This is a genomic window from Gimesia aquarii (genome assembly GCF_007748175.1).
GTDB lineage: Bacteria > Planctomycetota > Planctomycetia > Planctomycetales > Planctomycetaceae > Gimesia > Gimesia aquarii_A.
Genome location: NZ_CP037422.1, coordinates 5,661,369 through 5,686,855 on the forward strand (window position 1 = coordinate 5,661,369; position 25,487 = coordinate 5,686,855).

Consider the following 25,487-nt stretch of genomic DNA (forward strand, 5'->3'; position numbering starts at 1 on the left):
TAGTCAAATCGCTGCCATCAAACATTCTTTTAGGCAACGCTCTGCGTTGTGGGACAAAACAGCCGTGAATAGTTAGTCTGCTGTTTGTCTGGTGGAATGATTAAACAGTTTCCACTGCCTTTGAACCAGAGTCTGCTTTGACTGTTTCGGAACGTAACAGTGCGATTCGTCCTGTACGCACGATCTCCAGAATTCCAAAAGGCCTCATCACATCGATGAATGCATTGATCTTGGATTCCTGACCTGAGATTTCGATCATCACGTTTTCAGAGCTCACGTCAACGATTTTCGCACGGAAAATGTCGACTAATTCACGAATTTCTGATCGTGACGTTCCCGAGGTCGAGACTTTCATCAGCATCAGGTCACGCTCTACATAGTCCTGGCCGGAAAAATCGACCACTTTGACTACGGTTACCAGCTTTTCCAGTTGCTTACGGACCTGATCCAGTTTGTTGTAATCCCCTACGACAAAGGTAATTCGGGAAAATTCGGGTTCTTCCGTTTCACCGACAGCCAGGCTCTCGATGTTAAACGCACGCGAAGCGAGCATGCCTGAAATATGGGCCAAGACACCCGGTTGGTTCATGACTAATGCAGAAAGAACGTGTTTCATCCCAAAACCTTAATGTGTAATTCAATCAAAAACAGGGGTAACGTGAAAATCACCGAAGCGTTTAGTTTAGTCTTGTCCCAGAGCACGAGCAAGTCCCGACGTTGATATCTCAGTGCACTCGGTTGAGGATCAGGCGGGTTAGACCGATTATGTGCCTCTCTCACCAGTGGACTGGACAGGGGAAAGCCGAAATGGGTTCGTTTTGACTTCCCGGCGGGAGGAGTCTTTCATTTTGTACATTCAGCCAATACCATGGTTTTGACAGTCGAATGCGACTCTGTTTTAATGGTCAATCAGTTTACCGCTGATTTTTTCTCCTATATCTGATCGAGAGCACGGATGACTCAAAACTGGCGATTTGCTCCTCACGATGAATCTCAGGTCCGCCGTCTCAGTGGGGAAATGCGGATCTCTCCACTTCTTGCCCAGGTCTTAATTGCAAGAGGACTTCACGACGCAGCTTCGGCGCGGAGCTTCATTGACGCCAAAATGAACGACCTGCTGGAACCCAGTTCCATGCCGGGCATCGAAGACGCAGCCGAGCGAATCATTGCCGCGCTAAATGACAAACGTCGCATCACCATTTATGGCGACTACGATGTGGATGGCATGACCTCCACCAGCATTCTGCTCCAGTGCTTAACATTAGCAAACGGAGAGTGCGACTATTACATTCCCAACCGTCTGGAAGATGGATATGGATTAAGCTGTGACTCGATTCAAACATTGCACGAGGAAGATCCTCAGCGGCTCGTCATTACTGTCGATTGTGGAATCACCAGTGTGAAAGAGGCGGCGCTCGCCAAAGAACTGGGGCTGGAGCTGATCATCACCGATCATCACCAAATGAGCGATGAACTTCCCGAGGCGGCGTGTCTGGTTCATCCCCGTTTGCCCGGCAGTACATATGCATTTCCTCATCTCTGCGGGGCAGGGGTTGCTTTAAAGTTAGCCTGGGCCGTATGTCAAAAGCTGGGCGATGGCCAGAAAGCATCGCCTCACATGCGCGAGTATCTTAAATGCGCAGTCGGGCTCGCAGCGATTGGAACCGTCGCGGACGTCGTTCCCCTACTCGGGGAAAACCGAGTCCTCGTCAAATACGGATTGAGCGCCTTCACAGAAAGAGCGCCGTTAGGTTTGCTGGAACTCTTGAAAGTCGCGGAAATCAAGCCCGACCAGAAACTCGATACCGAAGATATCGGCTTTGCCATCGCGCCGCGCTTGAATGCCGCAGGTCGACTGGGGCAGGCAAGGCTGGCTGTCGAACTCTTAACCACCACAAATCAGGATCGTGCGATTCAGTTAGCGGCTTACCTCGACGAGTTGAATAAAAATCGCAGAACCGTGGAACGGCGGATTCTCAAACAGGCCAAAGAAATGGTGGATGAGAATGAAGATTGGGCCGACCATGCGACACTGGTTTTAGCGCATGCAGACTGGCATCCCGGCGTGATCGGCATCGTCGCCAATCGAGTCGCCGAGCATTATGAAAAGCCAACCGTCATGATTGCCCTCGATGCGAATTCACAAACCGGCCAGGGTTCGGCGCGGTCGTTCGCAGGATTTGATTTGCATGCCGGATTCACCGGCTGTTCCGAACACCTGATCCGCTACGGTGGTCATCAGGCCGCCGCCGGACTCAAAATCGCGGAAGACAAAATCGAAGACTTCCGTCTCGCGTTTGCTGAATTTGCCGCCTCTGCGCCCCAGCCCTCTGATGAAGAGTTACAGATGCGGATCGACGCCGAAGTCTGTTTAAACGAAATCACAAAACAGTCAGTGCAGGAGCTGGACCGCCTTGGACCATTCGGCCAGGAAAACCCACGGCCCCAATTTGTAGCCACCCGCGTCGATCTCGCAGAGCCGCCGCGCACGATGGGAGAAGGGGGGCGGCATCTCTCATTGGTTTTCCAGCAGCACAAAACCAAGATCCGCGCGATCGCCTTTGGCAAAGGCGAATGGGCCAGCCAGATGCAGGAAGACGGCGGTCCGTTCTCTATCAGCTTCGCTCCCAGCATCAATAAATTTCGCGGTTTCGAAAATGTGCAGTTGCATTTGAAAGATTGGATCTCAGAAAAAACAACCGCGTCAATACCCTCCTGATTTTCAGTGCTCATTTTGAACTTGACGCCGTCGAGCAGAGAGTGAAACTCCTGATTTATGTCTCGCGCGCGCGAGGGAAAAAATTCGGAATGCTGAAGACTTCTGCTCCTGTGGATGCTATCACTATAAAACCTCCTCGTTTGAGCAAGCTTTCAAAAATCGCCAGCAAAACCGGTTCCCGGACTTCACTACTTTGAGTACTGATTTGCACCCTGGATGAGCCCAAATCGTGTTTCCACTCGTCACGAATTAACCAACTCTCAGACAAAACTGCGCAAATATCAAACTTGACCACCCCCCGCCATTCGCGATGATAGTCGAAGCTCAAACAACGAATCTTCCACCAACAAAAAAGCAAAGGGAACAAATGAAAAACCAAACACGACATGCCTATCCTCCTTGAAAGGAATCAAATCAAACACACCAGGCAGCAGCAAAAAGGCACAGCAACTGAAGCAGCACAAAGACCGCCCAACAGATTCTATCCAATAGACACGAACTCATCGTACGTGAAAATAAAGCAGGTGTTATAAGAGCAGCATGTTAAAGTCATGACTTCCAGAATTCGTTTTCGTGTATTTCGTGGTTGCACTAACTCATCTTTTATAAAGGGAATGAAACTGAAAAGAGTAGGGAGGAAGAGTTACATGGAACCGAAAAAACTATTTTGTTTTCTGTTGTGAAGAAATGGTGCTTTGTCATCGGATTATTAGCTCTTTCAACGCCAATAAGATCGTTTCACCTGCGAAAAGGTTCCGGACACCTTAAATTAATTCGTGAATGGTTTATTAAACCACTTTGTAAAAAACACCGTCTAAACTAGTGACCGGGTAACTCTTATTACCCCGACATTTATATTCTTCATTTACTCATCTCAATCATATTAAAAACGACTGAATATATAAGTTAAGCTAATTTTGATTTTCGAGATAAGTTTATCAGACACATTAGTCCCAAGTTCGAGTAAAAATTAGAGTAGGTGTAAGCTTTTCGAAAATCGAACGTTATCTGTTTTAGTTGCTCAATGAGATTCAAGTTATTTTCGTACCTTGTTGCGTTTCTGTTTTTTCATATCAGCAGCTACTGACTATAACTGTCTAATGTAAATGAATTTATAACTTGTAAAGCGAATTCCCTGAGGTATCATATACAGCATGTTGGCTTCATATCCAGCATCTATGTGTGATATGAAGCCCCTGGGGCGTCATATTAAAACAAAAACCGTTTATTTTGCGCGTATTTGTTTCATATCAGCGTCATATCAGAACAAGGCCGTGCAGGTTAATAACAAGTTAGCTGCAGAATTACATAGGAGCATCAAATGAGAAACATATCGCTTATCGCCGCCTTGGCCTGCATGGTTCTCGTTAGTCTTCCTCGGCACGTTGTGACCGCTGAAGAGCCGAAGGAGTTCAAGTACGCTGGCGTGATTGCATACTCCGTTGACCCAGACACACGGCAGTTAGTTGTTTTGCTCGGAAAGGAACACCGCGGGAGGCGTGAACTCAAGTTCTGCCCCGGATTGAAATGGAAAGGGATTGGCGGCACACGTGATGGCAATGAAACTACAGTCGAGACTGCCTCACGTGAGTTTGACCAAGAAACTGGGGTTGACGCCAAAACTGGTAAAGGTGCCTATGGCAGGGGCTTTCTCTTAAAACCGGGGCAACTCAACCCAGAACTTCGGATAAAGCACCCACGTCACAAGAGCTACATCTATCTGGTAGAAGTCCCATACAAGAAGATCGGTGACTTTCCGGACGAACGCGACGAGGTCAAGCAGTTGGCGTGGGTTCCCGCAAGCGAACTATATGCGGCTATTGATGCAGTAAAGAAACAACATCCCGGGCGATTTCCTGACGGGATGATTAAAGGTCGGTGTTTTGCTCAAATCCCAAAGAACTACGTCGGAGAAGATCGCGATTTGTACCCTCCGCTCGTGGATGAGCTTGAAGGCGATACACTGTTCCGCAAGAAACTAAAGGTTCCACCGCCAAAACCGTAGTGCAGCTAACAAATCGCTCAACCGGAGCGGCGGTTGGGTGCGGAATCTGAAGTCAAAGTCGCTAGCCGCCGCCCGGTTAGCTAAAGCGTTAGCCGATCTTAGGTCGCATCAACTCATACCTATTCTGGAATTGCAAAAACCCACTGTTTTTAAAAGACACTCTTTAAAATAAGTGACCTGGTAACGCACGTTACCAAGACATTGTTCGATTTAGGCATTGATAACTAATGACCGGGTAATAGCTGTCACTTGGACTCTGCTCTTTTGGATAAGCTTGTTAACGTTTAAAGTGTCCGGTAAATACCTATTAACCGGACATTTATTGCTACGGTTCCGCAGTGCCTGCGTTTGTTCTTCGGACTAATTATTCAGGATAGACTATCAATTGCCAGTCGGCATCACAGTCTTTTTTGCGATTGCAGTAACAGTCAATTCGGCGGGCCAAAGCGAAAAATGGCCACAACCATTAAAACTTTTTTCTGGCGCAGCCAGTATACCGTCGACCTGTACATGGCGTCCGTCGAATTGATCCAACCATTGCTCGCATTGATTGATCGCCACGAAATCAAAGTTCACCCAAATGCTGGATTGATATGTGCCTACCACATTAGAACGGCATTCGGATTTTGGGATGTGGTTTATAGATGTTCCTTCAAAGTCTAATGATAGAACGCCGACCAGACTCACATCTTGCCCTGCAAGTTCTGCCAAACGATCAATCGCATCATTCACCGATATCGGGTTAAGCACTTTCACAATTGTCCCCGAACTTGTTATTCACCTGCATGTCGTTGTATATGATATCTACGAGGCATTCAAAACATGCTCAAACTACTTATTGTTTAAAAGTGACCGGGTAACAATAATTTCCCGGACATAATTTCTGCGATGTCTGGGTAACATGCACTACCCAGACATTCTATCAGATCTTCTCTGCCAGTTGCGCATCAGTTCTCTCTATTCCAGTATGTTTCTGCTTCGGTCTGTATGTGAGTGTTGAGAAGCTCAGCAAGTTCATGCATTGGTCTTGCATTGGCTCCCTCGTAAATAAACCAGAAATCGTTCTCACCATCGACCTTGGGACCAAGGCGAAGTCGGTTATTGAGGTCGTGGGCAGTTAGTTTCTTGCGTTCAATGATTTTGCCCCAAGATGTTTCGAACGGACCTGCGGAGGCAAAAGCAACCTCCACAACGAATTTACCACCGGAAGTACTGAACTGAAACGTCAGAAGGTCAGTTTGCTCGTCTCTCAGGCGGCGAAAATGTGGCATGCTCCCACGAAATCCTATACCTCTCAACTTCGGAATCACAAGTTCCTTCAGGACTTGATTCATTTCTTTCCGTTTATCATTCATCTCAAATATATAACGCCGGAATTCAATGGCGCTCCATAGATCAGTGAGCAATAGTTTGTTAGGGAGTTGGTTGTCAGAGGATCAACAATGTCTGGGTAATACGTGTTACCCGGTCACTTGTTTGGGTATACATCGTTTCCCAGACACTTTTAGCATTGTTGTAAAATCATTTCATTTTTTAAATAATCAAACAATAGAAAAAATATCTAAGTTGTAAAATCAATAAACCTTAATTGTTCTTACATTGCTAAAGTATAATTAATATGACAAAAAACAAAGCGTATAAACTAGCTGAGTTGATAATTCAAGGAGCCATTGGAAACAAGGAAGATTTTCTTTCACTGCATGGGATGGACATTGATGAACTCCCAGAATCGATAGGACAACTTTCTCAGCTAACAGATTTAGATCTTGGTGGAAATATACTTACATCGTTGCCTGAATCATTAGGAGAACTTACTCAATTAACAGAGTTAGACCTTTCTTTAAATGATTTAGAATTGCTTCCAGAATCAATTGGCCAGCTTACTCAATTAAAAAGTTTGGTAATTGATGCCAAAACAATAATGGACCAGGTCTCTTTTTGACGCTCCGATTTGCAAACTAAGATCATTCGATTTCATTTTCAATCCACTGCTTAAGATATTTTCTGATCTTGTGTTCGTCTTTTACGCTAGTGGTATATCCAGGGCGAAAGTTTAAATGTGTCACAACTTCGGAACGACACCAGACTTCATTTTCACAAAATCCATATGCATCGATCATTCTCTCACACTTGCACCCATCTGTGTAAATCTCAAAATGAGAAGGTAAAACGAAGGACTCAAGAAAGACTTTATTATTGTCAATATCCTCCTCTGGCAACTTATGCGCGACTGGAACTTTATCCCCTTGCTGCCATATTAAAAGCATGCAAGGTCCATCTTTACCTTGCCAACCTTCGAGAACTGAATTGCAGGCAGGGCAATGAAGAGGTGGATCAGGAATGTAATAATCGAACATGCCCATGAATCATATAGCCTAAACAAGAATCCTTAGATAATGAAGTCTTTTAACAGAAACAATAATAGACTAGGTTTTTTTGGTATTCCATATCTCATTTCATATTGAAATCCAACGCATTACACCCATTGAATTTGGCGAATGCCAACAATTTTGATTTCATTTTTTTCTGTAATAAGCTCGGGTCCACATTTTTTTCGTAGTGAATGGATAGAATCATCAGCCTATGATTGCTTCGATCTGCTTTGCAATCGATCCGGACGACAAATCGGCTGCCCTGGAGGACAGGCAGCGAAAAATAGCCATACTTTCGTTTGGGGCGGGGTCAGCCATTGTTCTCCATCCGCTTGTTCGGTGTCCCCGCGAGAAGCCAGAAGGCGATTCCGAAGCTGAAATACTCGATGAGCAAAATAAGCCAGTTGATATCGAAGAAAAACGAGAGGGGTGGAGAAAAGGGGTCAGACCCAAAAGTGTTCCCAAAGCATTGAGATCCAGAATTCGTTTTCGTGAGGTTCGTGTATTTCGTGGTTACACTAACTCATCTTTTATAAGGGAAATAAATTTGACAATTCCTTGAAACCTGCGCCTGAGATTTGCAACTTCAAAAGCACTCTTTAAACCCAATACGAATAGATCAGGCCTCCTAAAGTTAACTTTAAATTAATTGTATATTAATGTTTCGTGATAATGTGAATTTTGTACATAATGGAATTGAAATAACTGTACTGAATAAGTACATAAGATCATTTTCTGAGGCATTTGATAACCAAAATCAGAGAAAGGGTATTTTAATTATGTATACATTTAAAATAGGTGGTTTTTGTTTACTGTTAACAAGCTTTATAGCAGTCACTGTTTATTGGAGCTTGGGTGTTTTGGATATTAGGACATTATATGGAGCTGGTTTGACAGCAGCAGAAAATTGTAAAGAACCATGCAGTGATACTGGTTTAACTAGTGTCATTGAGTGTGCAGACTACAAAGGTGAAGTCGGTCAATGCGAATTAGATAAGTGTTTTTTAAACACCGTACGATTGCTAAAGTGTACGCCACCACCAGGACCGGCAGGTTCAGGAAACCAAGCTTGTCAGTGGGGAGAAGACCCATTAGATTGGCAACGATGGATTATAGAGAGAGAAGATGATTGCACAGATGGTGGTCCGAATACAGATACGTTTGGAGTGTGTGAGGGATCGCCATATTCTGCTGCATACACTCCATGTACGACTAGTTCTTGTACAGGAACTCTTATTGCAGATCAAGCGTGGGAGTTAGATCGTCCTATTTGCGGTACTCCTGGGACACCCATCCCTTAGAAGCATGCAATCAATAATGATGCTCTTATTATTCAAAAGAAAATCCCAATGGGACCTCGTAGTTACTAGTTAATCATAATGGAATTGTTTTAGAGAAATTGCTACTCATTTGGTCGGTCAAAATTTTTCTAGAGTTTAAGGTTACTATAAATGAGATCTTTTTTCTTGTGTGTATGTATTCTAAATTTCTTTTTAGTCCCGTTAAACGCATATGAAATAGATGAATCTAATACGTTGGAGAATCTTAAAAATTATGACTCAATTTATATGTCTGGTTTTACTGTTTCGGGAACTCGACAAAGCAAAGACCGGCACCGTCGTAGTCGTTCAGTGTTTGAAGTGAGTCGCAGCTGGAGACTGACCTTTGGTGGTGATCGTGTTGGATATTTAATGGAGGTGATCGATTACGAGAAACCAAAGTACCAAAATCCTAAATCCAGACCTAAACGCCCTAAGAAACTATCGAATTCTGATGAAGTTTTACGAATTCCACTGAGAACCAAGCAATGGGGATATTGGGGACATGATCTCTCAGGAAATCACTATGAAGATACAGTTATTACAGTAACTCCCAGCGGCAAAGTGACTGATACGGGAAAAATGCACAATTCATCCTTATTTGCACCTAGAGGTGAGGGACCACTTGCTCCGAGACGAGCTGTTTTGTGGTCTTTGGGCCGTTTCTTTTCAAAACATATTGATAAAGTTACTCAAGTCGAACATTCTGCAGACGGCCTTATTCGTGTATCAGCACTGGGAAAGAAAAATGAACTGCAAGTTGGCCGGTGGGAGTTTGAGATTGAGCCTAACGCATCTTGGATGATTAGGAAAGCGCGGTTTTATCGAGATCGATATCCCGACCGCATCAATGTAGAGATGAAAAATGAAGGAACTGTGTGGAGTGGAGCCTACTGCATTCCTAAAACAGCTACTATTAATCATTGGGGCCCAATTGGGAATGTTGAGACAGAGTATTTCACATTTGAGCCAGTGGTCGAAAGTTTCGACGAGCAGTTATATTCTGATACTCAGCAAGCTGTTGTAGGTAACCAAATCTCAACATTAACAGTCCATGATTATCGTGTTTCACCGCCAATAGTCACTCAGCCATTCCGGCCATCCAAACAGACACCAATTACCTTAAAGAAATCTAATAGAATGTGGTGGCTAATTATTGTGAATTTGGTTGTGTTTGGTGCCATGCTAGTCTACTACATATTGTGGAAACGTCAGCAAACAAATATTAAGGATCCTTAATATGAAACACTTACACCTTTGGGTAATCGTGTGTGCGTGTGTTTTCATTGGTGTTTCTTCTGGCATTATATTGAGACTATTTACTACCGTTACAGATTTACCACACACAGAACTAACATCTCAGCTTAATCCATCTGACCCCAAATATCAGGATGTGATGTGTGGTCCCGTGAGCCTGTTTGTTGCTTTGGGACTTCTTGGTATTAGTAGCTCTCAGTCGGATATTGCCTCTAAATGCAAAGTGACGCACCGAGGTGTAACTTTTGCAGAGCTAGAAAGCATTGCTAATAGTGACAGTCGGGTTAGGGCCAGGATCCAACGACTTAACTGGGATGAATTGAGCCTATTAGACGGCGTAGCAGTATTATTTGTAAAGGGGGACCATTTTATAACAGTGGACCCGCGTGAGAAACGGTACGACATTATTAAGAGTGTTGGGTTGCGGGTTTATGAACCTAAACGCCCGGCACAGTGGTGGTCACGTGAAAAATTGGAAGGAGTATGGGATGGGGAGACTTTAGTAATTTCTTCCCAAATAATTCCTGACCACGAGATTCCTTTAGGATCATTAATCGATTGGGACAAGTGTTTTCTTGACCAAGGAATCGTAAAAGATACTCCTGTTGTTAATTATCGGTTTTCATTTTGTAATATTGGCAATAAAGACCTCATTGTTTATGAAGTTCAAACGAGTTGTGGCTGCCTAGACTATAACCTAAGTAAAAAGCAGCTTAGTCCTGGTGAGTCTGCCCACATCGAAGTGAGACTAGACACTAAGAATAAAGAAGGATATGTAGAGCAATATGTGACTGTAAAGACAAACGAATTGAGAAATCCGATATCTATGCTGACGATGGCAGGAGGGATACCAAGAGCCCGTGTAATCTCCAGTGATGCAATTAGTTTTGAGGATTTACCTCGGGGAAATAATACATCCAAAAAGTTTTACGTAGCCGATCCTGGATTCAACGGTGCTAAGATACTTGATACTCGTTTTGTGCCTAACCCTGATTCAAATGTAGGAGAACATTTGAACTGTTCGATTTCCTACGAGTTGATAGGAAAGGACACCGGCCGTGTTGCATCACTCGCTGGATTCCATACTAAATCTGATGATTATGAGGTACAGGTTTCGTTTGAAGCGAATAAGATGTGTCCATTAGGTGCTTATCAAGGAGTGGTCTATATAACTCTCGAAGTTAATGGCGTCCTCAAAACACATAAAGTGTTTGTAGAAGGTGTAGTTGTGCAAGATGTACGCCCAGTCCCGCGCGTAGCATTGATTACACTTGATCCAGAAGGTACTGGTAGCGTATCTATTCAATTGCATAGCTATTCGAAACAGGAAATTCGAGTCGTAAAAATGTGGTCGGATGGCAAGAACTCATTGAAGGTTAGGCCGGAAGATGAATCGGAATCTGCAAACAAAAAGTATGTAATTACGGCGCAGACCTCCGACATTGTTGCTGGTACTGCTCCCGTAAATCAAACTGTCGTATTTATGCTCGAGGGGGGGGCTGAGGTTTCTGTGCCTGTAGCTTTATTTATGCCACCAAAAACAAATTAATAATAGACCAGGTCTCTTTTTGGTATTCCATATCTCATTTCACGTTGAATTCCACTGCGTTGCATCCATTGAATTTGGCGAATGCCAATAATTTTGATTTCATTTTTTTCTGTAATAAACTCTGATCTACATTTTTTTCGTAGTGAATGGATTGAACGATCAGCTTGTGCTTGCTTCGATCTGCTTTGCAATCGATCCGGGCAACAAAGCGGCTGCCCTGGAGGACCGGTAGCGAAAAATAGCCATACTTTCTTTTGGGTGCAGGAACGTAGCATTCAATCTTATAATCAAAATCAAACAAGGTGATCAGCTTATTTCTTTGAATGATCAAATTGTCAAACGGGGATAGAATGTGAATTTTAGGGCCGACTCTGGGGATGTTCTCTAATGCTTGTCTGAGAGCAAAATAAGGCTCGTCAACTCCTTCTACGGCGACTTGTGATATCTCTCCCGCGGCCACCATTTCGTTGAGGGTCGTCAAAACGGTTTTCTTGGTTTGCGCTTTGCGCATGTAGGCAATTTCGCTTACAGAGGCTAATCCATGATGCTGCAGCGTTCTTTGAATCAGAAATCGGGCATAGTCGGTTTCGCTGGGTAGTGTCGTGTCTACAGAACCGGGAATCACATTCTCGGGGAGATCGTATACTTTCTGAAACCCTTCTCGGCGGGTAATTTCCAGCTTGCCTTCAAGAAACAGTCTCTCTAACGCTTTTTTGGCTGGTTTCCAATCCCACCATCCCGATTTGCCTTTCTTTGTCATCTCAAAGTCTTTGGATCGCAGCGGACCTTCTTTGCGGATCCTGGTTAAAACCTGTTTCATCATTTTCAGGTCTTTGGGGTACCAGGAAGCCTCGCGTTTTTGAAATTCTTTCTTCAGTGGTAAAGAATACCGGTAGTCTTTCATCGGCAGGTAAGAGGCGGCATGACTCCAATACTCAAACGCATCTCGTGATTCAATGAGATTGTCCAGGTCGGTTGGACTGTATTTTGGGTTTCGACTCCAGAACACATGGTGATGAGCACGTTCCACGACAGAGATGGTATCAATCTGAACGTACCCCAGATGCTCAATGATTTGCACGGGATCTAAAGCGGGTCCTGTCAGCTTCTGACTAGCCACCATCAAACGCTGTGCGGATTTCAATGGCAACTTGATGGTTTTCATCTCGGGGATTTTTTAGAGAACCTAAAAGAATAATTGATCGACACAATCAGGCATCGTTCATTCTGCACCTGCCTGAGAATGATAAAGTTGCGTAGAACACGTCAACGAGAGCGTAGAAAACGAAGTGTGAAACCTCAAGTAAGAACTTGACTTCGATTCTCTTTTTCCTAAAAACAATTTCTTTATTGTTAAGATGGAAAAAAGAAACCAGGATTCTTTAATTCAGAAAAAATTATTGGATCAGGTCTCTTTTAGGTATCCGCAAAGCATCGAACCACTATTGGGGCTACTTTCGGAAGGGTTCACCGAATAGAATCTCGTTGCCGTCGGGATCAGAGAGATTAAAGTCCCGCAGACCATATGGTGAGTCTTCGATCTTTCGTGTAATCTTCGCACTCGCAGCAATACAGGCCTCGTACAGAGCGTCCACATTGGTGACAAATACACAACATCTATTCGACCCCGCCTTATCGCCATCACGATCAAGAGCGAGGTGGATGGTGACATCGTCTCGATGAAGCGTTGCATACACAGGGGGATCGGCTTCCAGGTAGCCAGGTTCACAGCCCAGAACACATTTGTAGAATTCAAGCGAGCGAAGTATGTCTCGGACTAACAGGCATGGCGCGGCACTGTTGAATCTCGCTGTGTCAGGCATGTCGTGCTCCTGTACGAAAGGGAAAACAAAACCAACTCTGTAAAGATTTTGGCGGCGTACTGATTTTCATGCCTTCTACTCAGAACGCGCAAAGAGAGAACTCATTTTAGAGGCATCAATTTACAACGTCAATTGACAACTGTAGCGCCCTTTTAAATGAACGACTTCGAGTTACAAGGTATCTTTATCCTCACCAATTACTGCAGAATAATTATGAAATAATAAGAGACAAAGTTTTTTGTAGAACTTTGATTAGTGGCCCGATATCAGCAATCGCCGGTATCACAAGATGGGTTGCCTTCTGCCTTGCACTTGAGTATGTTTCCCTGTCTGTCGAACAGGAACTGGCAGCACTCTTTCGGCATCGTTTCAAGAGTTTTGCGGCCGCGTTGGACTTGGGATTTTGTTCCGAAGAGAAATAAGGGACAGCCTCCCTTAAATTGAACTGAGGCGCGTCTGAATTGATAAAATTACAAAAGTGACCGAGATGGGAAAACCAGAACATGTTTCAGGGCCTATTCGTTCTGTAAATATGGCTTGGCTGATTTTTTGACGTTAGTGATTCGCCACTCCGCTCTATGGACCTGTTGGGCCACATTTGCGCGGTGACGAACAGCTTTGAGTACCCTCTTGCTAATCCTTTTCAAGTTCTCGCGAATCAAGTGGCCCGTAGTCAACGAGTCGGTATCCAGGCCACTTTTCTTTGAACGAGCGATCGAACTTGCGAATACGGGAGTGCTCGAAACCGTCTGCAATCGGTTCCATCATGTTGAAGGAGAAAGAAGGGCCGTCCCATTTCTCGTACTCCAGTCTCCCTATCTTGAAACGATCTTCGTTGAGTTCGACCTGTCGATTTGCTGATTTCACACCGACGTCGCTCGTCTCAGGATTCATCCAGTCCGAATCGATCTCTCTAAACTGCCCCAACGATGCCAGCAGTTGCGTCAACTCGTCATAAGAAATTCCATTGAAAGAGAACTGAACCGACCATACTTTGTGTTCGTTCGGGATACGTCGCCGGATGCCCCGCTTCACCTTGACGACAACCGATTGAAGCCAGTCGCCAAAGTCCTTGCGTTTCGAGAGCTTGCGGGTTTCGTGATCCAGGAAGTGGATCCGGCATGGAACATCCGCGGCCGTCGGCAGGCAAAACACGTTTCCTGCGCCGTCGTCACCGAAAGGAAAGAAATCCTGTTTCTCGGGCGGAAGAATCTTGCAGAGGTACTGGTAGGTGTTAATGAATTGCGAAGGTCGGTCATAGACCTCAATGGACGAAGTATTCCAATTGGTCAAATCCTGAAAGAGTCCGACCGCCATCAAGTAGTCTCTCAATGGGGCCGGCATCGGGTGACCAACCTGCTGTTCCAAGTCGTCAACCGCTTCGCTTGACATCGGTTGACGAATGATGCGATCCCAATAAGGATCAAGAGGGGACAAAATGTCTTGCACAGAAATGGTCATCTTTAGTGGCCCAACTTGAATGAGACTGAATGATTTCTTACAACCCAGTAAGAGTAGGGTTAGTGGAATTTTGTTTAATCAAGATTGGATTGTCAAGAAAATATTGAGGGAGCAGATCTTACAACGCTCATATTTTCTGAATCCAGAAATACAGCTAAGTTGACATGACAGGGCGACAAGTTAGCAAAGACTGACGATCGGGATCATTGGGCAGCGAGAGTTGACGTTGATTTAATAAAGTCACGCACCACTGTCGTTCCGTGTGCTTCCAATCGCTCGCCATCTCTAGCTCGACTTCTTATTCTCGTTTTGGCCACTTTTCTTCTCTGGCGGAAACGTCAGAATACTCCCCCGAACATTGACTGTCTTTGACCGCCAGATCTTCTCAAACTGATTGTATGTGTATTTTCGCTGCCCTGGCGCAGGTCGGTTCGGATCGATCACCGAAATCAGTCGTCGTCGTGGATCGATTCCGTTGACAAGCATTGTATGCCCATTCGGCGCCAGATTTGTGTCAATGAGGACGGGGCAACCTGCAAACAAGCTTTCACGAATCGTTTTTAATCCCGTTCGAAATCCCTTCGAGGTTGTCGGATGTGGATTCCGTTTCCAGTGAATCCCTTTCTTTGCCAACCCGTTAACCAAATCGACGTAATACGTCCCGACAAATTGTGGATTCTTGCTCACAGACGCCGCCAGTTGCTTAATCAACACTTGATCCATCTCAACGCCATAGTGTGATAATGCCATCGATGCGGAAGCCGTTGCGCAAAGCTTCTCTTTTTGGCGAATATGTTTAATCTTCAGGAACACATCACTTTTAACGGGTTTCACAGTTTGCCTGTTCCCTGGAGCCACAGCATGATCCACGGCAACTTCCTGTTGAGCGAATGACCGTTCAACGAGCGGGTTGAGTACGACAAAAGCAATTACCATGACAAAGCGTACGAACATATCTGGGTCCCTTTGATCCGAACGACTGCTGAGACACAAACAGGACAAAAAAGAGGCGAATTTTAAAGAAATGACTCTTCGATTTACAAAGATCTTGCCTCAGTCCTATTTTATACCTGAATTTGAATCTCATGTGTCTGAAAAACTCATCCTGAACATCAAATTTCACTTAACTTATTTAGCCAGTTGGTATCTAAAAGACTGAAACCGAGAAAACATCAATATCCAGGAGAGTAAAAAGAGGGAGGCCCCCCTCAATGTTTCTCCGTAAAGTCCAAATCGAAAACTGTGACTCAACTGTATCAGAAAATTCTGATATATTCTTCTGAAAGTTGAAAATGGATGTCCACAAATTTCATGAGTAGAGCGGCTGTTATATTAAAGAGAGTTCGATCTCTGTCTGATTATGCTGTGAGGTTCATGTGGATCGACCAACAAGCTACGACAACTTAATTCGTCCTATCGAAGACAAGATGCTGGCAACGGTTTGGCGTGTACTTCGCTCGACTCAAGATGCTGAAGATACGCTCCAGGATGTGCTCACGACAGTCTGGCAAAAATGGTCGAAAATCGAACGACATCCTAATCCGCGTGCTTTCATCTTAAAAATTTGTGCCAATGCTGCCATCGACCAACTTCGGAAACAGATTCGTCTTAAAAACAGAGAATCCGTCTCTGAGTTATCTCATCTGTTGCCATCGCCACATATCCCTCCGCAGGACGAAGCGATCGGACAAGAGACGTTGAAAGAGATCATGGGGGCTGTCGCTCAGCTCTCAGAAAACCAGGCAACCGCATTCGTCATGCGATTTGTCCAGGTAGAACCGTACGAGAACATCGCTATGGCCCTTGAGTGTGAAGAGGCAACCGCCCGCAAACATGTGGCTCGCGGAAAGAAGAAACTCGCTGAAATTCTTAGTCACCTCAATCCCAATTTCACTGAAATATGAATCGGAGAGTCTCATGACATCTGACAATGGCAGACCGACCCCCCTCAATTCAATCCTTGACCAAATATCGAACGACCCCGTACCGGCTCATGTGGAATCTCGGCTTCGGCCACAGTTTGATGTCCTTCGTCGCCGATTGAGTTCCCAGCCTGATGTAACTTCTCCCTCTGTCATTCCTGCAAATTGGTCTCGTCTGCCAGTTCTGGTGAGTGGAATCGTAGTCGCTTCACTGTTGATTGTTTCTCTGTTCTTCACGCTGGGTAATAAAGATGCCTGGGCACAGGTCGTCAAAGCTGTGCAAGCTAAGCCCTGGATGCGGGGTATCATCAAAGATTCCCAAGGGCAGAAGCGAGTCGAACTCTGGTTCTCCCCAAACAGTGATGTTGTCGCATTAAAATCCGGGCAGACCGCCCGGTATGCTGATTTACGAAAACAGCATACCTATGAGTACAAACCGAAAGAGAACCTCATCTATCTTGTCGGCACCCGGAAAGACGATCGCGAACGTTTGGCTTTTCAGAACACCTTGTTTCAGGCATTTTCGCATTTGAATCAACAGATTGTGCAACCCAAATCTCAGATAAAGATTGTCAAACAATCACAGCAGGAAGTTCAGGAGGGGAACCATCGCTGGATCGATTATAGGTTTGAAATCAATGACCCTGCTCGTACTCCCAATGAATATCGCGTCACATTTCGTGTTGATGCGAAATCGAGTCTCCCGCGTTCCATGGAAGAGGAGTTTTTTGTCGAAGGAAAAAACAGGATACGGAAGATCGAATTTGATTATCCCAATACTGGCCCTGCCGACATCTATGCACTGGGCGTACCCAGAACAGCCAAACTGGTAGATCGTCTACCATCGGGGAACCTGGTCAAAATTCTCACAAATGTTGAGGAAATGCGTCGGAGGCCGATGGAGTCTTATTCTGCTGTCGTCTTGCAATCAATCACGCGAAATAATGGTCAGAGACAACTTGTTAATGCCTATCGAGTTCTTAGAAATGGATTGGACCTTGAGATTAAGCAGGTTGATCCCGAGGAACTGCTTGCATTCCAAATGAAAGTCTATTCCACCAAACATATCGATCCACCCGACGACGTCGATTTGACCTTGTGGTGGAAAGAGCAGGTGGCAAATCTGACTTTTTCTGATGTCCCAACATCTGATTCAACCTTAGAATCGTTGGTTGCGTCTTATAAGTACATATTACCCGAATTCGCTGGCTATCCTGCTATGGGAGGAGAACCAAATGCGAATCGGAAAGTCTCGGTCACTAATGGGTCTGATTTGGTTACGGTACGAGTTCAAACAAATTATGAAACGCCTGTAGAATATGCCTACTGGATCGACCGGACGCGAGGTCACACGGTCATTCGCTCAGAACAGGAAGATACCGCAAACAAGGAACAGAATGGATGGATACATACGACAGTGATCGACAAACTGAAGAAATCTCCCAAGGGACGCTGGTATGCCACCCAGGCACGCCGCGGAATGGTCGAAAATACCGGTGACGAATTATCTGACGGAATAGGAGTCGCTCCTGTCTCTACAACCACCAGCCACTACTTTGTGGAGTTCCAAGACGATCCCGATGCAAAATGAACGGTGTCGCAAAGCAAAAATAATAATGAACCAGGTCTCTTTTGGGGTTTTGTTTACACGACACGGATGCAGACAGTGTCTCGGCTGTCGTTGTTGTTCGATCAATAAGCTGATAATACGACATTTGTCGTTTTTAGTGTTGACATAAAGACATTTGTCGTTATTAATGGAAGAATGAATCATCAAAAAGAAAAAATTCCGGATGCCGAACGCGATGTTCTAGTCTGTCTCAATCAGTTGAAAGAAGCCACTGTCAAAGAGATCTGTGAAGCGCTGAGGACAGTTCGGAAGATGGAACCCTCTTCCGTCATGACGTTATTGAAACGGTTGGAGTCCAGAAAACTCGTCACTAAACGCAAGGCTGATAAAGGCAAGGCGTTTCTCTTCCGCTCGACTCCAGAGTCAACTCAAGCATACAGGCATCTGATGAACGACTTGTTTCAAGGCGTTTTTGGTGGTGATACGCTCTCGTTTATGGCTTCGTTCTTCGAAACACGTAAGCCGACAGAAGAAGAAATCGAACAGCTGCATCAACTCCTTGACGATGTTCGGACCAAAAAGCAAAAGTCGAAAAAGAAGGGGAACCAGTGATGAACGTTCTCAATAAAACTGCCAATGAATTGAGCCATATCATCCTGCACGCCAGTTGGCAGGCAGCGCTCATCGCAGGATTCGTGTTCGTTTTATTAATTTTGACACGTCGGATCATGAGCTCACAACTTCGATATGCACTTTTGCTCGTAGTCCTGGTAAAATTCGTGACACCACCATTCTTGGATCTCCCCACCGGTGTCATCTCGCACTACTCGCCCATTCGTTCCACAGTAGTCAGCTCTGAAACGATCTATTTGGTTGACTCAGCAACGACGAATGCTTCAGCAACTTCACAACACAGCAATCACACCGAAAATAAATTCCCCCTGGTCGCAGTGAAGCCTGATATCACAATCACCGAACCTGGTTCAAATCGTTCAACTATGCTTGAAGTCTCAAAGCCAAAGACAGAATTCCCATGGTCAACTCTGTTGATGTCCATCTACTTGTTCGGTACAGCAGTCTTTGTAGCATTACTAATTCATCGCTATCGATTAGTACGACAAATTATGCGAGAAAGTGACATCCAGAGCGACGGAGTTTTGTGGTCTGAACTAAAAAGAATCTCGAAACAATTAAAAATGAAATCGCTTCCGGAATTGCGCATCTCAGACAAAACAGACGCGCCATTCGCGATGGGAGCGTTCCGACCGGTCATTGTCATGCCGCGTCTCATTGCAGAAGAATTGCAACCGGATCAACTTACCATTGTGATGGCACATGAACTGGCTCATATCCATCGGCGTGATCTATTAATTGGCTGGTTCGAAACTCTGGTGAATATTCTCTGGTGGTTTCATCCAGCGATGTGGTGGCTCAGAAAATCTCTGCGAGAGACCCGCGAAGATTGCTGTGATGATATCCTGCTAGCCAATCAACTTGCCAACCCAGATCGCTACTGTGAAACGTTGATCGATGCCGCAAGCCGACAATCAACCAAATTGGCGGAACCGCTGGTTCTAGGGTTTGTACACCGAGAACATCCCATCGCCCGACGGATTCGCCGCCTGATGGATGGTTCTCTCTTCAGAGCAGATCGCTTGCGTTTTCCAGCCATCATCCTGACTCTACTTTTGGCTCTCATCATGCTACCCGGTATGCGGCCCGAGCGTCAGTCTGTAACTAAAACAACACTGGAAGGACTATTCGGTTGGACGAATCTTTCGTTTCAGATCGATGCCAGCGAAGAAGCGACCATTAACGAATGCCGAAAGATAGCCCAGACATACTTCAGCATGAGTAGTTACAAAAGAATATTCTCTCAATTGGAAACACGTGTGAGATTAGAGGCAATTTTGGATGAGCACCCGAAATGTTTTTACGCACAGTATCTGCTTGGAACCTGGTACCGTCTGAACGGCGATCTCGAACTTTCGACCCAACTTTTGAATGAGTCGCTAGCCAATGCTCCGGTTGTTCTTTCACAAAGATATAGACTCGGCAATGGTAAGCCAATTCGAGGAGTCGAAATTTCTGAGATAGAAATTGAGTGCAATCGAGTTCAGAATCACTCTTTGGATCCCAGTCTGAATTTGAAGTTTGTGGGCTTGATCACTGATTCAAAAGGCATGGTCCACCTGCCAGTCTACGACACCGTATATCGCATCAGCACTCAGTCATATCCCGAAGGTTATTATGCAGAATTCAAAAATCTCGGCTGGTTTAAGTCGAACTCACTGAATGGCGAATTACCAGATGTCATGGTCTGGCGGCCCTGGTCACAACCCCGAAATTTCACAGGCACGGCCGCCGAGTCTAAGTGGCTTAACAACGCGAGAGGAACAGACACACGCGAACTCACATCAGGGCCTAATTCGTACAAGCTGGGAGGAATCGCACGCAGTCAGGCTGACGGCACATTCACAATTGAAAACGGAAAAGGAAAAAGCCTGCCTTCGCTCCAGACAGAATTACCAGATATCAAAAATGCGAAATTTATGGATCACGCCTTGGTCAATCTTTCAGAACCGGCGCCATCACGTTTTGAGATTGCAGAGGTGCAATTTCTTGATTCACAGACAAAGATTCCTCTGCAATCGTTTCAGAGCGGCGCAGGCTTTACCTGGACAGACAAATCGAACATTCACTTATTCTCAATCTGGGATACGTTGCCCAATATTGTCGACCTTGTTCTGAAAGTCTATAACTATGACGAAAATATCTTCCGCTACAAAATTCAGCCAAAAGTCGGCGCAACCGCGCAACATGCAGGAGCTTCATTCAAAATCACACATCTGACCGCGGGAAACCATAGCGGCTGGAGTTCAAGAGATGGGTTTTATGGAGAAGCGCAGAGTCTCAGTAGCACATCTGAGATGATCGTTGACATCACGGGAAGCAAGCAGTCGCGTTTTTCGCTATGGGTTGTGTCGAAGGACGGACGCAGGCAGAATCTAAAGGAAGGTTGGTTCTCTATCAGTGTTGGCAGCTCACCAATTCGTATCATGATGCCACTGCATGAAATCGACCACTTTGAACTGCTGCCTTACGTCAAGCCAGTGTCGATCTACTTTGAAAAGATCCAGTTGCCTGCTCGTAAAACCCCTTTGGAACAACAATTGCCTGTAATCGAGTTTCCCATCGGAGGCACCGCTCGCAACATGACATCAGATCTGTTTAGCCCGTTGCTCGTGAATTTCGAAAGTCAGCGAGGAAATGTCTTCTCTGGTTGTGGTAGCAGAATGAGAGGCTTTGAGCTGAGAGAGCGTCCGGAAGAGGAACGCTCTCCAGAAACCAAATCAACAGTGATGTGGAATTACTGGGCTAACATTAAAATGAATCACCAGTTGGACTTCACTTTCAAGTCTGGCACAGCAAAGAAGGGCGGACGCAGTTCCTATAACTGTAGCGGAGCTTGGGGTGTGGTTAACGTAGCTTCGTTGAACAAACCTTTAGAATCGATTGATACCGTTCGTTTACAATTCCTGCCGAAGACAGCCGACGACTAGTATCCTAGATGATAGAGTAGATCATAATGGACCAGGTCTCTTTTGGGTTCCATAATGCGTCTCCCCCATATCAGCAATCGCCGGTATCACAAGATGGGTTACCTTCTGCTTTGCATTTGAGAATGTTTCCCTGTTTGTCGAACTGGAACTGACAGCACTCTTTCAGCATCGTTTCAAGAGATTTACGGCCACGTTGAATTCGGGATTTTGCGCCGGAAAGGGAAATCGATTCGCGCTCGGCGATCTCTTTTTGTGAAATGCCTTCCAGTTCATACATCGAGACGGCCCGCTTTTGATCTTCAGGTAAATGGTCAATCAAAGCGGTCAGGCAACCGGCAACTTCTGTGTTCAGATTCTCGACGCTTTTCATTTCGGCAACTACGTTCTGCGCGAGGTCATCATTTGGCACATCTCGTTTTTTGCGAAAATGATCAATCACGGCATTACGTGTGATTTGAAAGACCCAGGCTTCCAGCCGCTCGATTTGGTGGAGGTCCTCGATCTTTTGATGAATGCGGAGGAACACCGTTTGTAAAATGTCATCCACATCCGTTGCTGAATTCACGCGTGACCTGACAAACTGGCGCAGCCGATCACTCAGCTCGCGCCAGATTTGTTCGGTTGTGATGTGGGAGCTCTGGTCTTTCATTGCTAGCAGCAACCCGATTGATCAGATTGAGAATGCACTTTGTTTGGGCAACAACATTGTGCAGCACAACAACAAATACAGCAACAGTGGATTGTACAACACGCGCTGTTTTCATCACACTTAGAACTGTCTTCATTCGTTTGGTCAGTCATTTTTTCTCCTTTTCGAATTCGTGAAAATGGGACAGTTATTCGTCCCGTCACACATAGAGACGTACTAAATTCGAAAAAGACGCAACTCTGACCAGTTTTTTTGTCAAAGTTCTTCTTGTTGAAGGGAACGATTTAATCTTCGTTTAACAAGATAATAATGAGACGGATCTCTAGTAAGTATCTTACGATTACCGCGCGCGATCCACTGCATCGTTTCACGCGCCGGGTATCTCTTTTTTTCGGGAGAATGGCCACCAGGATCGCTTTGGACCGATGCGGTTAAGAACTTGCCAGGGTTCAGGGACAGTATCTGGAATGTCTTCATTATAGCGAACCCCTCCCAGTGTAACGAACAATTCGATGGGAATATCAAAAATGTAATCTGTGTCTGTCACGCCATTCTGTTCCGCAAACAGGCGATCGCGTATTGCGGTGAGTTGATCGGGAACTGCTCCCGTCGTTTCAAGATGAGTAAGCCCCTGCTGGGCATCATGCCAGACGGACCATTGCTCTGTACCATTGAACCACGATGAAACATAGCAGTCCATTATGGTCTCGTTCGCGTAGCAGGCGAGCAGCGCTGCATTTTCTGACAAACGAGCGAATACTTTTTCATTTGGAGTAATATCATCGTTGACATACAAGAGATACGCGCCATTCGGAAGAAACGCGCCCGTAACAGGGGATTCCGCAATCTCTTCATATTGTCCCGTGGGGGTGACACGATATTCTGAATGAATCGTTTCTTCGTCCTTTCCAGTGACAGCAATGAGGAGAACACGATAGCCCATTTGAAGAGATCTCTTTGAGGAATGACTTATAGTTCACTTCTACGTAGTAGTTTATGATGTCCACATGTTATTAAAATATGCAATACTTTTTAGTGATTAAATTAGACGCCTATTCGAATTAATAATGAATCAGGTCTAATTTTAATTACGCGATACTTCGGCTTCTTTCTTACTCCTGGAATTATAACCGGAGTTCACGGCACAACAGAGGTCATTTGAAAAAAGAGCGAGGTATTACTCGACATGGAAGCGAAATATGAGATCAAAATTGTCGGCGGCGTTTATGACATGTACACCAGCGAAGTCACATTGCTCGAAGAAGACTCGAAGAGTTGAAATGAAAAGTGTTCGGGTAACCTGAGTCGCCCGAACACTTCACTCGTGCCACGCTTGGTGGTCTTAAATTATGGCCTGTTCGTCAATACATTTTTTCTTTTTTTGTAGCGAGGCATAATGAGCCACTAACTCGATGAGTTTATCTCGATCAACCGGTTTGGTTGTGTAATTGTCACAGCCAGCCGCCACACAGGTATCTCGATCATGGCGATCCGTATGAGAGGTGATGGCAATAATCGGACTGGTATAACCTGCATCACGTAGTTTTTTTGTGGCTTCATTTCCATCGATTGACGGCATCTGAATATCCATGAGAATGACATCAAAGGGGAATCCGTGGTCCCGCGCTTCCAGAGCAAGATCGTACGCAATCTGCCCGTCTTCCGCGATGAACACTTCAGCGCCTGCCTGTTTCAAGTAATATGAGACCAGCCTTTGGTTATCGGGCATATCTTCCGCTAGTAGAACTCGGCATTCGAGTTGATTTTCCTGATCTGTGGATTTGTCTTGATCGTTCATGACGAGGTATGGCCTTTCTTCCGATACAAATGAAATTTTCCATCTGTTGAGCGTATCAACTCACGATTTCCGTATGTTCAGACACTGGGTATCAAACTATAGAACACAATCGATGTCCGTGTGGGGAGGTAATCATCTGCATTTGCTCGGAAAAAGAGAGGGTTTAGTTCCTTTGAATTCCATAAGAGATTTACCTCCATTCTGAGGTCCGGAATTCGAAAAGTCTTGAGAAACGATGATCCCGTTCTCTTCAGGTGCCGTTGGATTGCTATTGAGAAAAAGACTGAATCTTCAATGCTTCCTGATCTTCAATGCTTCCTGGTGGCTATCATTAGGAAACGGCAATCGACTCCAGCTCAGCAAGATGGCTGTCGGTATGGTGAAACATTTCTGTGAGGTGTTGACCAATCTGACCGTCGCCTTCTTCATCAGTCACAGAACCAGTGACATTCATTAACAGTTGTCTGGCGTGATGCAATCGATCCAGGACCTCAGTGTGTGTATGGCTGCGTGCCCATCTTGCTTCGCGTTCATTATGCGTATCAGCATCGGGCCACGGGGCGTCTGGTGCGATCTCAAGATCGGTGCCCCCATACCACTCTTCCACAGGGATTTCCGGACCGCCACGAAACAGACCTTGAATGACAGGCAGGCTTGTTTCTTCCCAGAACGCAAGATGAGCCAACATCTCCTTCACAGTCCAGCCATCACGGATACGTCGGTCAAGGCCTTCAGTTCCTAAACGATTAATAACACCTGCCAGACGTTCCCGACTGGATTCAAGAAGTTTCAGTTTTTCGCTCGCCCACTGACCCTGCGCGCTCATAAGTTAATTCCTTGGGAATGAAAGAAAAAGAATTATCTCTTAGTCTGGATAGCAATGAGCAATGTTAAGCCTGCTTTTGTCGATAACGTTCTAGCACGGCTTCAGCCATCTCCTCTGGAGTTTGTTCACGTGAGTTGTCCCCATCACCAAAATATTCTCCCGGCCAGAACACAAGATCTGATATTTGGTGATCGCCAAATGTTTTCTTGATGGTGGAAAACATAAATTGAAGGTACGCATCATCCGTGGGGTTTTCACATACTCGCTTGAACATCTCTGTTAAGTCGTCTCGTGTGAGTGAAGAATCAGCGTTTGTCAATTTGTCAGTGAGCACGCGGCGTACGTAATCGATATGATCCTCAGCACCATAGATTCCCTGAAACTCTGCAAATGGAATGGAAGTACCCGCGAGTTCATTAAATTCCTCTAGTAACGGCTTTGCGTCATGCTCGTCTGCCCCATCTAACTCATTGGCGAGTTCTGCAAGCCTTTGAACGAGGGCTTCGTCGAGATGAGGTGGTGTTTCATTCGTCATGATGCTGGATCCTATCATAACATAAGGGGAATTTCATGCCCTGCAAGTTCTAAAAATCGTATCAAACTCAGGTGGGCTGTCAACAGATGGTTATAATCAAATGCTGTGATTAAGAATGA

25 protein-coding genes are annotated in these 25,487 nt (G+C 45.3%); 11 read left to right on the forward strand and 14 right to left on the reverse strand.

Annotated features, from left to right (window positions below; genetic code table 11):
- Positions 1-100: 100 nt before the first annotated feature.
- Positions 101-616, reverse strand: a complete 516-nt coding sequence (gene ilvN / locus V202x_RS21420; RefSeq protein ID WP_145178884.1) for an acetolactate synthase small subunit — start codon at positions 614-616, stop codon at positions 101-103.
- A gap of 402 nt (positions 617-1,018) precedes the next feature.
- Here ilvN and recJ point away from each other — a divergent pair, with 402 nt between their 5' ends.
- On the forward strand, positions 1,019-2,719 hold the full coding sequence (recJ, locus tag V202x_RS21425; protein WP_409996688.1) for a single-stranded-DNA-specific exonuclease RecJ: 1,701 nt from the start codon (positions 1,019-1,021) through the stop codon (positions 2,717-2,719).
- A gap of 55 nt (positions 2,720-2,774) precedes the next feature.
- Here the strand turns inward: recJ and V202x_RS21430 are convergent, their stop codons facing one another.
- Positions 2,775-3,107: a hypothetical protein gene (locus V202x_RS21430; protein WP_145178886.1), complete on the reverse strand. Its 333-nt coding sequence runs from the start codon at positions 3,105-3,107 to the stop codon at positions 2,775-2,777.
- 933 nt (positions 3,108-4,040) lie between these two features.
- On the opposite strand from V202x_RS21430, the gene V202x_RS21435 reads away from it, so the two are divergent.
- Positions 4,041-4,724 (forward strand): NUDIX hydrolase, encoded by a 684-nt coding sequence (locus V202x_RS21435; protein WP_145178887.1) that lies wholly within the window; start codon positions 4,041-4,043, stop codon positions 4,722-4,724.
- A gap of 381 nt (positions 4,725-5,105) precedes the next feature.
- On the opposite strand, the gene V202x_RS21440 is transcribed toward V202x_RS21435, so the two are convergent.
- Together V202x_RS21440 and V202x_RS21445 are read right to left on the reverse strand one after the other, a co-directional pair.
- A complete protein-coding gene (locus tag V202x_RS21440; RefSeq protein ID WP_197993026.1) occupies positions 5,106-5,474 on the reverse strand; it encodes a hypothetical protein in 369 nt (122 codons plus the stop codon).
- Positions 5,475-5,671: 197 nt separating this feature from the next.
- The gene (locus V202x_RS21445) at positions 5,672-6,058 is read right to left on the reverse strand and encodes a DUF4304 domain-containing protein (protein ID WP_197993027.1); all 387 of its coding nucleotides are present in this window, start codon (positions 6,056-6,058) and stop codon (positions 5,672-5,674) included.
- A 284-nt stretch (positions 6,059-6,342) separates the two neighbouring features.
- On the opposite strand from V202x_RS21445, the gene V202x_RS21450 reads away from it, so the two are divergent.
- On the forward strand, positions 6,343-6,666 hold the full coding sequence (locus V202x_RS21450; protein WP_145178890.1) for a hypothetical protein: 324 nt from the start codon (positions 6,343-6,345) through the stop codon (positions 6,664-6,666).
- Between the two features lie 22 nt (positions 6,667-6,688).
- On the opposite strand, the gene V202x_RS21455 is transcribed toward V202x_RS21450, so the two are convergent.
- Positions 6,689-7,087, reverse strand: a complete 399-nt coding sequence (locus V202x_RS21455) for a hypothetical protein (RefSeq protein WP_145178891.1) — start codon at positions 7,085-7,087, stop codon at positions 6,689-6,691.
- 220 nt (positions 7,088-7,307) lie between these two features.
- Between V202x_RS21455 and V202x_RS21460 the strand changes: the two genes are divergently transcribed.
- From V202x_RS21460 to V202x_RS21475, 4 genes are all read left to right on the forward strand, one after another.
- The gene (locus tag V202x_RS21460; RefSeq protein ID WP_145178892.1) at positions 7,308-7,658 is read left to right on the forward strand and encodes a hypothetical protein; all 351 of its coding nucleotides are present in this window, start codon (positions 7,308-7,310) and stop codon (positions 7,656-7,658) included.
- Between the two features lie 97 nt (positions 7,659-7,755).
- On the forward strand, positions 7,756-8,397 hold the full coding sequence (locus V202x_RS21465; protein ID WP_145178893.1) for a hypothetical protein: 642 nt from the start codon (positions 7,756-7,758) through the stop codon (positions 8,395-8,397).
- 267 nt (positions 8,398-8,664) lie between these two features.
- Complete coding sequence (locus tag V202x_RS21470; RefSeq protein WP_145178894.1) at positions 8,665-9,654, forward strand: hypothetical protein; 990 nt, start codon at positions 8,665-8,667, stop codon at positions 9,652-9,654.
- Between the two features lies 1 nt (position 9,655).
- Positions 9,656-11,221, forward strand: a complete 1,566-nt coding sequence (locus V202x_RS21475; RefSeq protein ID WP_145178895.1) for a DUF1573 domain-containing protein — start codon at positions 9,656-9,658, stop codon at positions 11,219-11,221.
- A 34-nt stretch (positions 11,222-11,255) separates the two neighbouring features.
- On the opposite strand, the gene V202x_RS21480 is transcribed toward V202x_RS21475, so the two are convergent.
- The 4 genes from V202x_RS21480 to V202x_RS21495 form a co-directional block, all read right to left on the reverse strand.
- Positions 11,256-12,386 carry a winged helix-turn-helix domain-containing protein gene (locus tag V202x_RS21480; protein WP_145178896.1) on the reverse strand — a complete coding sequence of 377 codons (1,131 nt, stop codon included), beginning with the start codon at positions 12,384-12,386 and terminating at the stop codon, positions 11,256-11,258.
- Between the two features lie 286 nt (positions 12,387-12,672).
- Complete coding sequence (locus V202x_RS21485) at positions 12,673-13,044, reverse strand: glyoxalase superfamily protein (protein WP_145178897.1); 372 nt, start codon at positions 13,042-13,044, stop codon at positions 12,673-12,675.
- 633 nt (positions 13,045-13,677) lie between these two features.
- On the reverse strand, positions 13,678-14,505 hold the full coding sequence (locus V202x_RS21490; RefSeq protein ID WP_145178898.1) for an SMI1/KNR4 family protein: 828 nt from the start codon (positions 14,503-14,505) through the stop codon (positions 13,678-13,680).
- 285 nt (positions 14,506-14,790) lie between these two features.
- Complete coding sequence (locus V202x_RS21495; protein ID WP_145178899.1) at positions 14,791-15,459, reverse strand: C39 family peptidase; 669 nt, start codon at positions 15,457-15,459, stop codon at positions 14,791-14,793.
- Between the two features lie 422 nt (positions 15,460-15,881).
- Here V202x_RS21495 and V202x_RS21500 point away from each other — a divergent pair, with 422 nt between their 5' ends.
- From V202x_RS21500 to V202x_RS21515, 4 genes are all read left to right on the forward strand, one after another.
- The gene (locus V202x_RS21500) at positions 15,882-16,409 is read left to right on the forward strand and encodes an RNA polymerase sigma factor (RefSeq protein ID WP_145178900.1); all 528 of its coding nucleotides are present in this window, start codon (positions 15,882-15,884) and stop codon (positions 16,407-16,409) included.
- 13 nt (positions 16,410-16,422) lie between these two features.
- Entirely contained in the window at positions 16,423-18,018 is a 1,596-nt protein-coding gene (locus V202x_RS21505; RefSeq protein ID WP_145178901.1) for a hypothetical protein, read from the forward strand.
- A 174-nt stretch (positions 18,019-18,192) separates the two neighbouring features.
- Positions 18,193-18,609 carry a BlaI/MecI/CopY family transcriptional regulator gene (locus tag V202x_RS21510; protein WP_145178902.1) on the forward strand — a complete coding sequence of 139 codons (417 nt, stop codon included), beginning with the start codon at positions 18,193-18,195 and terminating at the stop codon, positions 18,607-18,609.
- Complete coding sequence (locus tag V202x_RS21515; RefSeq protein WP_145178903.1) at positions 18,609-21,560, forward strand: M56 family metallopeptidase; 2,952 nt, start codon at positions 18,609-18,611, stop codon at positions 21,558-21,560. The genes V202x_RS21510 and V202x_RS21515 overlap by 1 nt, the downstream gene beginning before the upstream one ends.
- Positions 21,561-21,630: 70 nt before the next feature.
- Here the strand turns inward: V202x_RS21515 and sigZ are convergent, their stop codons facing one another.
- From sigZ to V202x_RS21540, 5 genes are all read right to left on the reverse strand, one after another.
- On the reverse strand, positions 21,631-22,209 hold the full coding sequence (gene sigZ / locus V202x_RS21520) for an RNA polymerase sigma factor SigZ (RefSeq protein ID WP_145178904.1): 579 nt from the start codon (positions 22,207-22,209) through the stop codon (positions 21,631-21,633).
- A gap of 367 nt (positions 22,210-22,576) precedes the next feature.
- A complete protein-coding gene (locus tag V202x_RS21525) occupies positions 22,577-23,152 on the reverse strand; it encodes a hypothetical protein (RefSeq protein WP_145178905.1) in 576 nt (191 codons plus the stop codon).
- A 399-nt stretch (positions 23,153-23,551) separates the two neighbouring features.
- Positions 23,552-24,007 (reverse strand): response regulator, encoded by a 456-nt coding sequence (locus tag V202x_RS21530; RefSeq protein WP_145178906.1) that lies wholly within the window; start codon positions 24,005-24,007, stop codon positions 23,552-23,554.
- A 331-nt stretch (positions 24,008-24,338) separates the two neighbouring features.
- Positions 24,339-24,833 carry a DinB family protein gene (locus V202x_RS21535; RefSeq protein WP_145178907.1) on the reverse strand — a complete coding sequence of 165 codons (495 nt, stop codon included), beginning with the start codon at positions 24,831-24,833 and terminating at the stop codon, positions 24,339-24,341.
- Between the two features lie 64 nt (positions 24,834-24,897).
- Positions 24,898-25,368 carry a hypothetical protein gene (locus tag V202x_RS21540; protein ID WP_145178908.1) on the reverse strand — a complete coding sequence of 157 codons (471 nt, stop codon included), beginning with the start codon at positions 25,366-25,368 and terminating at the stop codon, positions 24,898-24,900.
- Positions 25,369-25,487 lie beyond the last annotated feature (119 nt).

Bases quoted from the DNA above. Each gene is read 5' to 3' on its own strand.
- ilvN (WP_145178884.1), bottom strand. From the start codon at position 616: ATGAAACACGTTCTTTCTGCATTAGTCATGAACCAACCGGGTGTCTTG.
- recJ (WP_409996688.1), top strand. From the start codon at position 1,019: ATGCGGATCTCTCCACTTCTTGCCCAGGTCTTAATTGCAAGAGGACTT.
- V202x_RS21430 (WP_145178886.1), bottom strand. From the start codon at position 3,107: ATGTCGTGTTTGGTTTTTCATTTGTTCCCTTTGCTTTTTTGTTGGTGG.
- V202x_RS21435 (WP_145178887.1), top strand. From the start codon at position 4,041: ATGAGAAACATATCGCTTATCGCCGCCTTGGCCTGCATGGTTCTCGTT.
- V202x_RS21445 (WP_197993027.1), bottom strand. From the start codon at position 6,058: ATGAATCAAGTCCTGAAGGAACTTGTGATTCCGAAGTTGAGAGGTATA.
- V202x_RS21450 (WP_145178890.1), top strand. From the start codon at position 6,343: ATGACAAAAAACAAAGCGTATAAACTAGCTGAGTTGATAATTCAAGGA.
- V202x_RS21455 (WP_145178891.1), bottom strand. From the start codon at position 7,087: ATGGGCATGTTCGATTATTACATTCCTGATCCACCTCTTCATTGCCCT.
- V202x_RS21460 (WP_145178892.1), top strand. From the start codon at position 7,308: ATGATTGCTTCGATCTGCTTTGCAATCGATCCGGACGACAAATCGGCT.
- V202x_RS21465 (WP_145178893.1), top strand. From the start codon at position 7,756: ATGTTTCGTGATAATGTGAATTTTGTACATAATGGAATTGAAATAACT.
- V202x_RS21470 (WP_145178894.1), top strand. From the start codon at position 8,665: ATGTCTGGTTTTACTGTTTCGGGAACTCGACAAAGCAAAGACCGGCAC.
- V202x_RS21475 (WP_145178895.1), top strand. From the start codon at position 9,656: ATGAAACACTTACACCTTTGGGTAATCGTGTGTGCGTGTGTTTTCATT.
- V202x_RS21480 (WP_145178896.1), bottom strand. From the start codon at position 12,386: ATGAAAACCATCAAGTTGCCATTGAAATCCGCACAGCGTTTGATGGTG.
- V202x_RS21485 (WP_145178897.1), bottom strand. From the start codon at position 13,044: ATGCCTGACACAGCGAGATTCAACAGTGCCGCGCCATGCCTGTTAGTC.
- V202x_RS21490 (WP_145178898.1), bottom strand. From the start codon at position 14,505: ATGACCATTTCTGTGCAAGACATTTTGTCCCCTCTTGATCCTTATTGG.
- V202x_RS21495 (WP_145178899.1), bottom strand. From the start codon at position 15,459: ATGTTCGTACGCTTTGTCATGGTAATTGCTTTTGTCGTACTCAACCCG.
- V202x_RS21505 (WP_145178901.1), top strand. From the start codon at position 16,423: ATGACATCTGACAATGGCAGACCGACCCCCCTCAATTCAATCCTTGAC.
- V202x_RS21510 (WP_145178902.1), top strand. From the start codon at position 18,193: ATGAATCATCAAAAAGAAAAAATTCCGGATGCCGAACGCGATGTTCTA.
- V202x_RS21515 (WP_145178903.1), top strand. From the start codon at position 18,609: ATGAACGTTCTCAATAAAACTGCCAATGAATTGAGCCATATCATCCTG.
- sigZ (WP_145178904.1), bottom strand. From the start codon at position 22,209: ATGAAAGACCAGAGCTCCCACATCACAACCGAACAAATCTGGCGCGAG.
- V202x_RS21525 (WP_145178905.1), bottom strand. From the start codon at position 23,152: ATGGGCTATCGTGTTCTCCTCATTGCTGTCACTGGAAAGGACGAAGAA.
- V202x_RS21530 (WP_145178906.1), bottom strand. From the start codon at position 24,007: ATGAACGATCAAGACAAATCCACAGATCAGGAAAATCAACTCGAATGC.
- V202x_RS21535 (WP_145178907.1), bottom strand. From the start codon at position 24,833: ATGAGCGCGCAGGGTCAGTGGGCGAGCGAAAAACTGAAACTTCTTGAA.
- V202x_RS21540 (WP_145178908.1), bottom strand. From the start codon at position 25,368: ATGACGAATGAAACACCACCTCATCTCGACGAAGCCCTCGTTCAAAGG.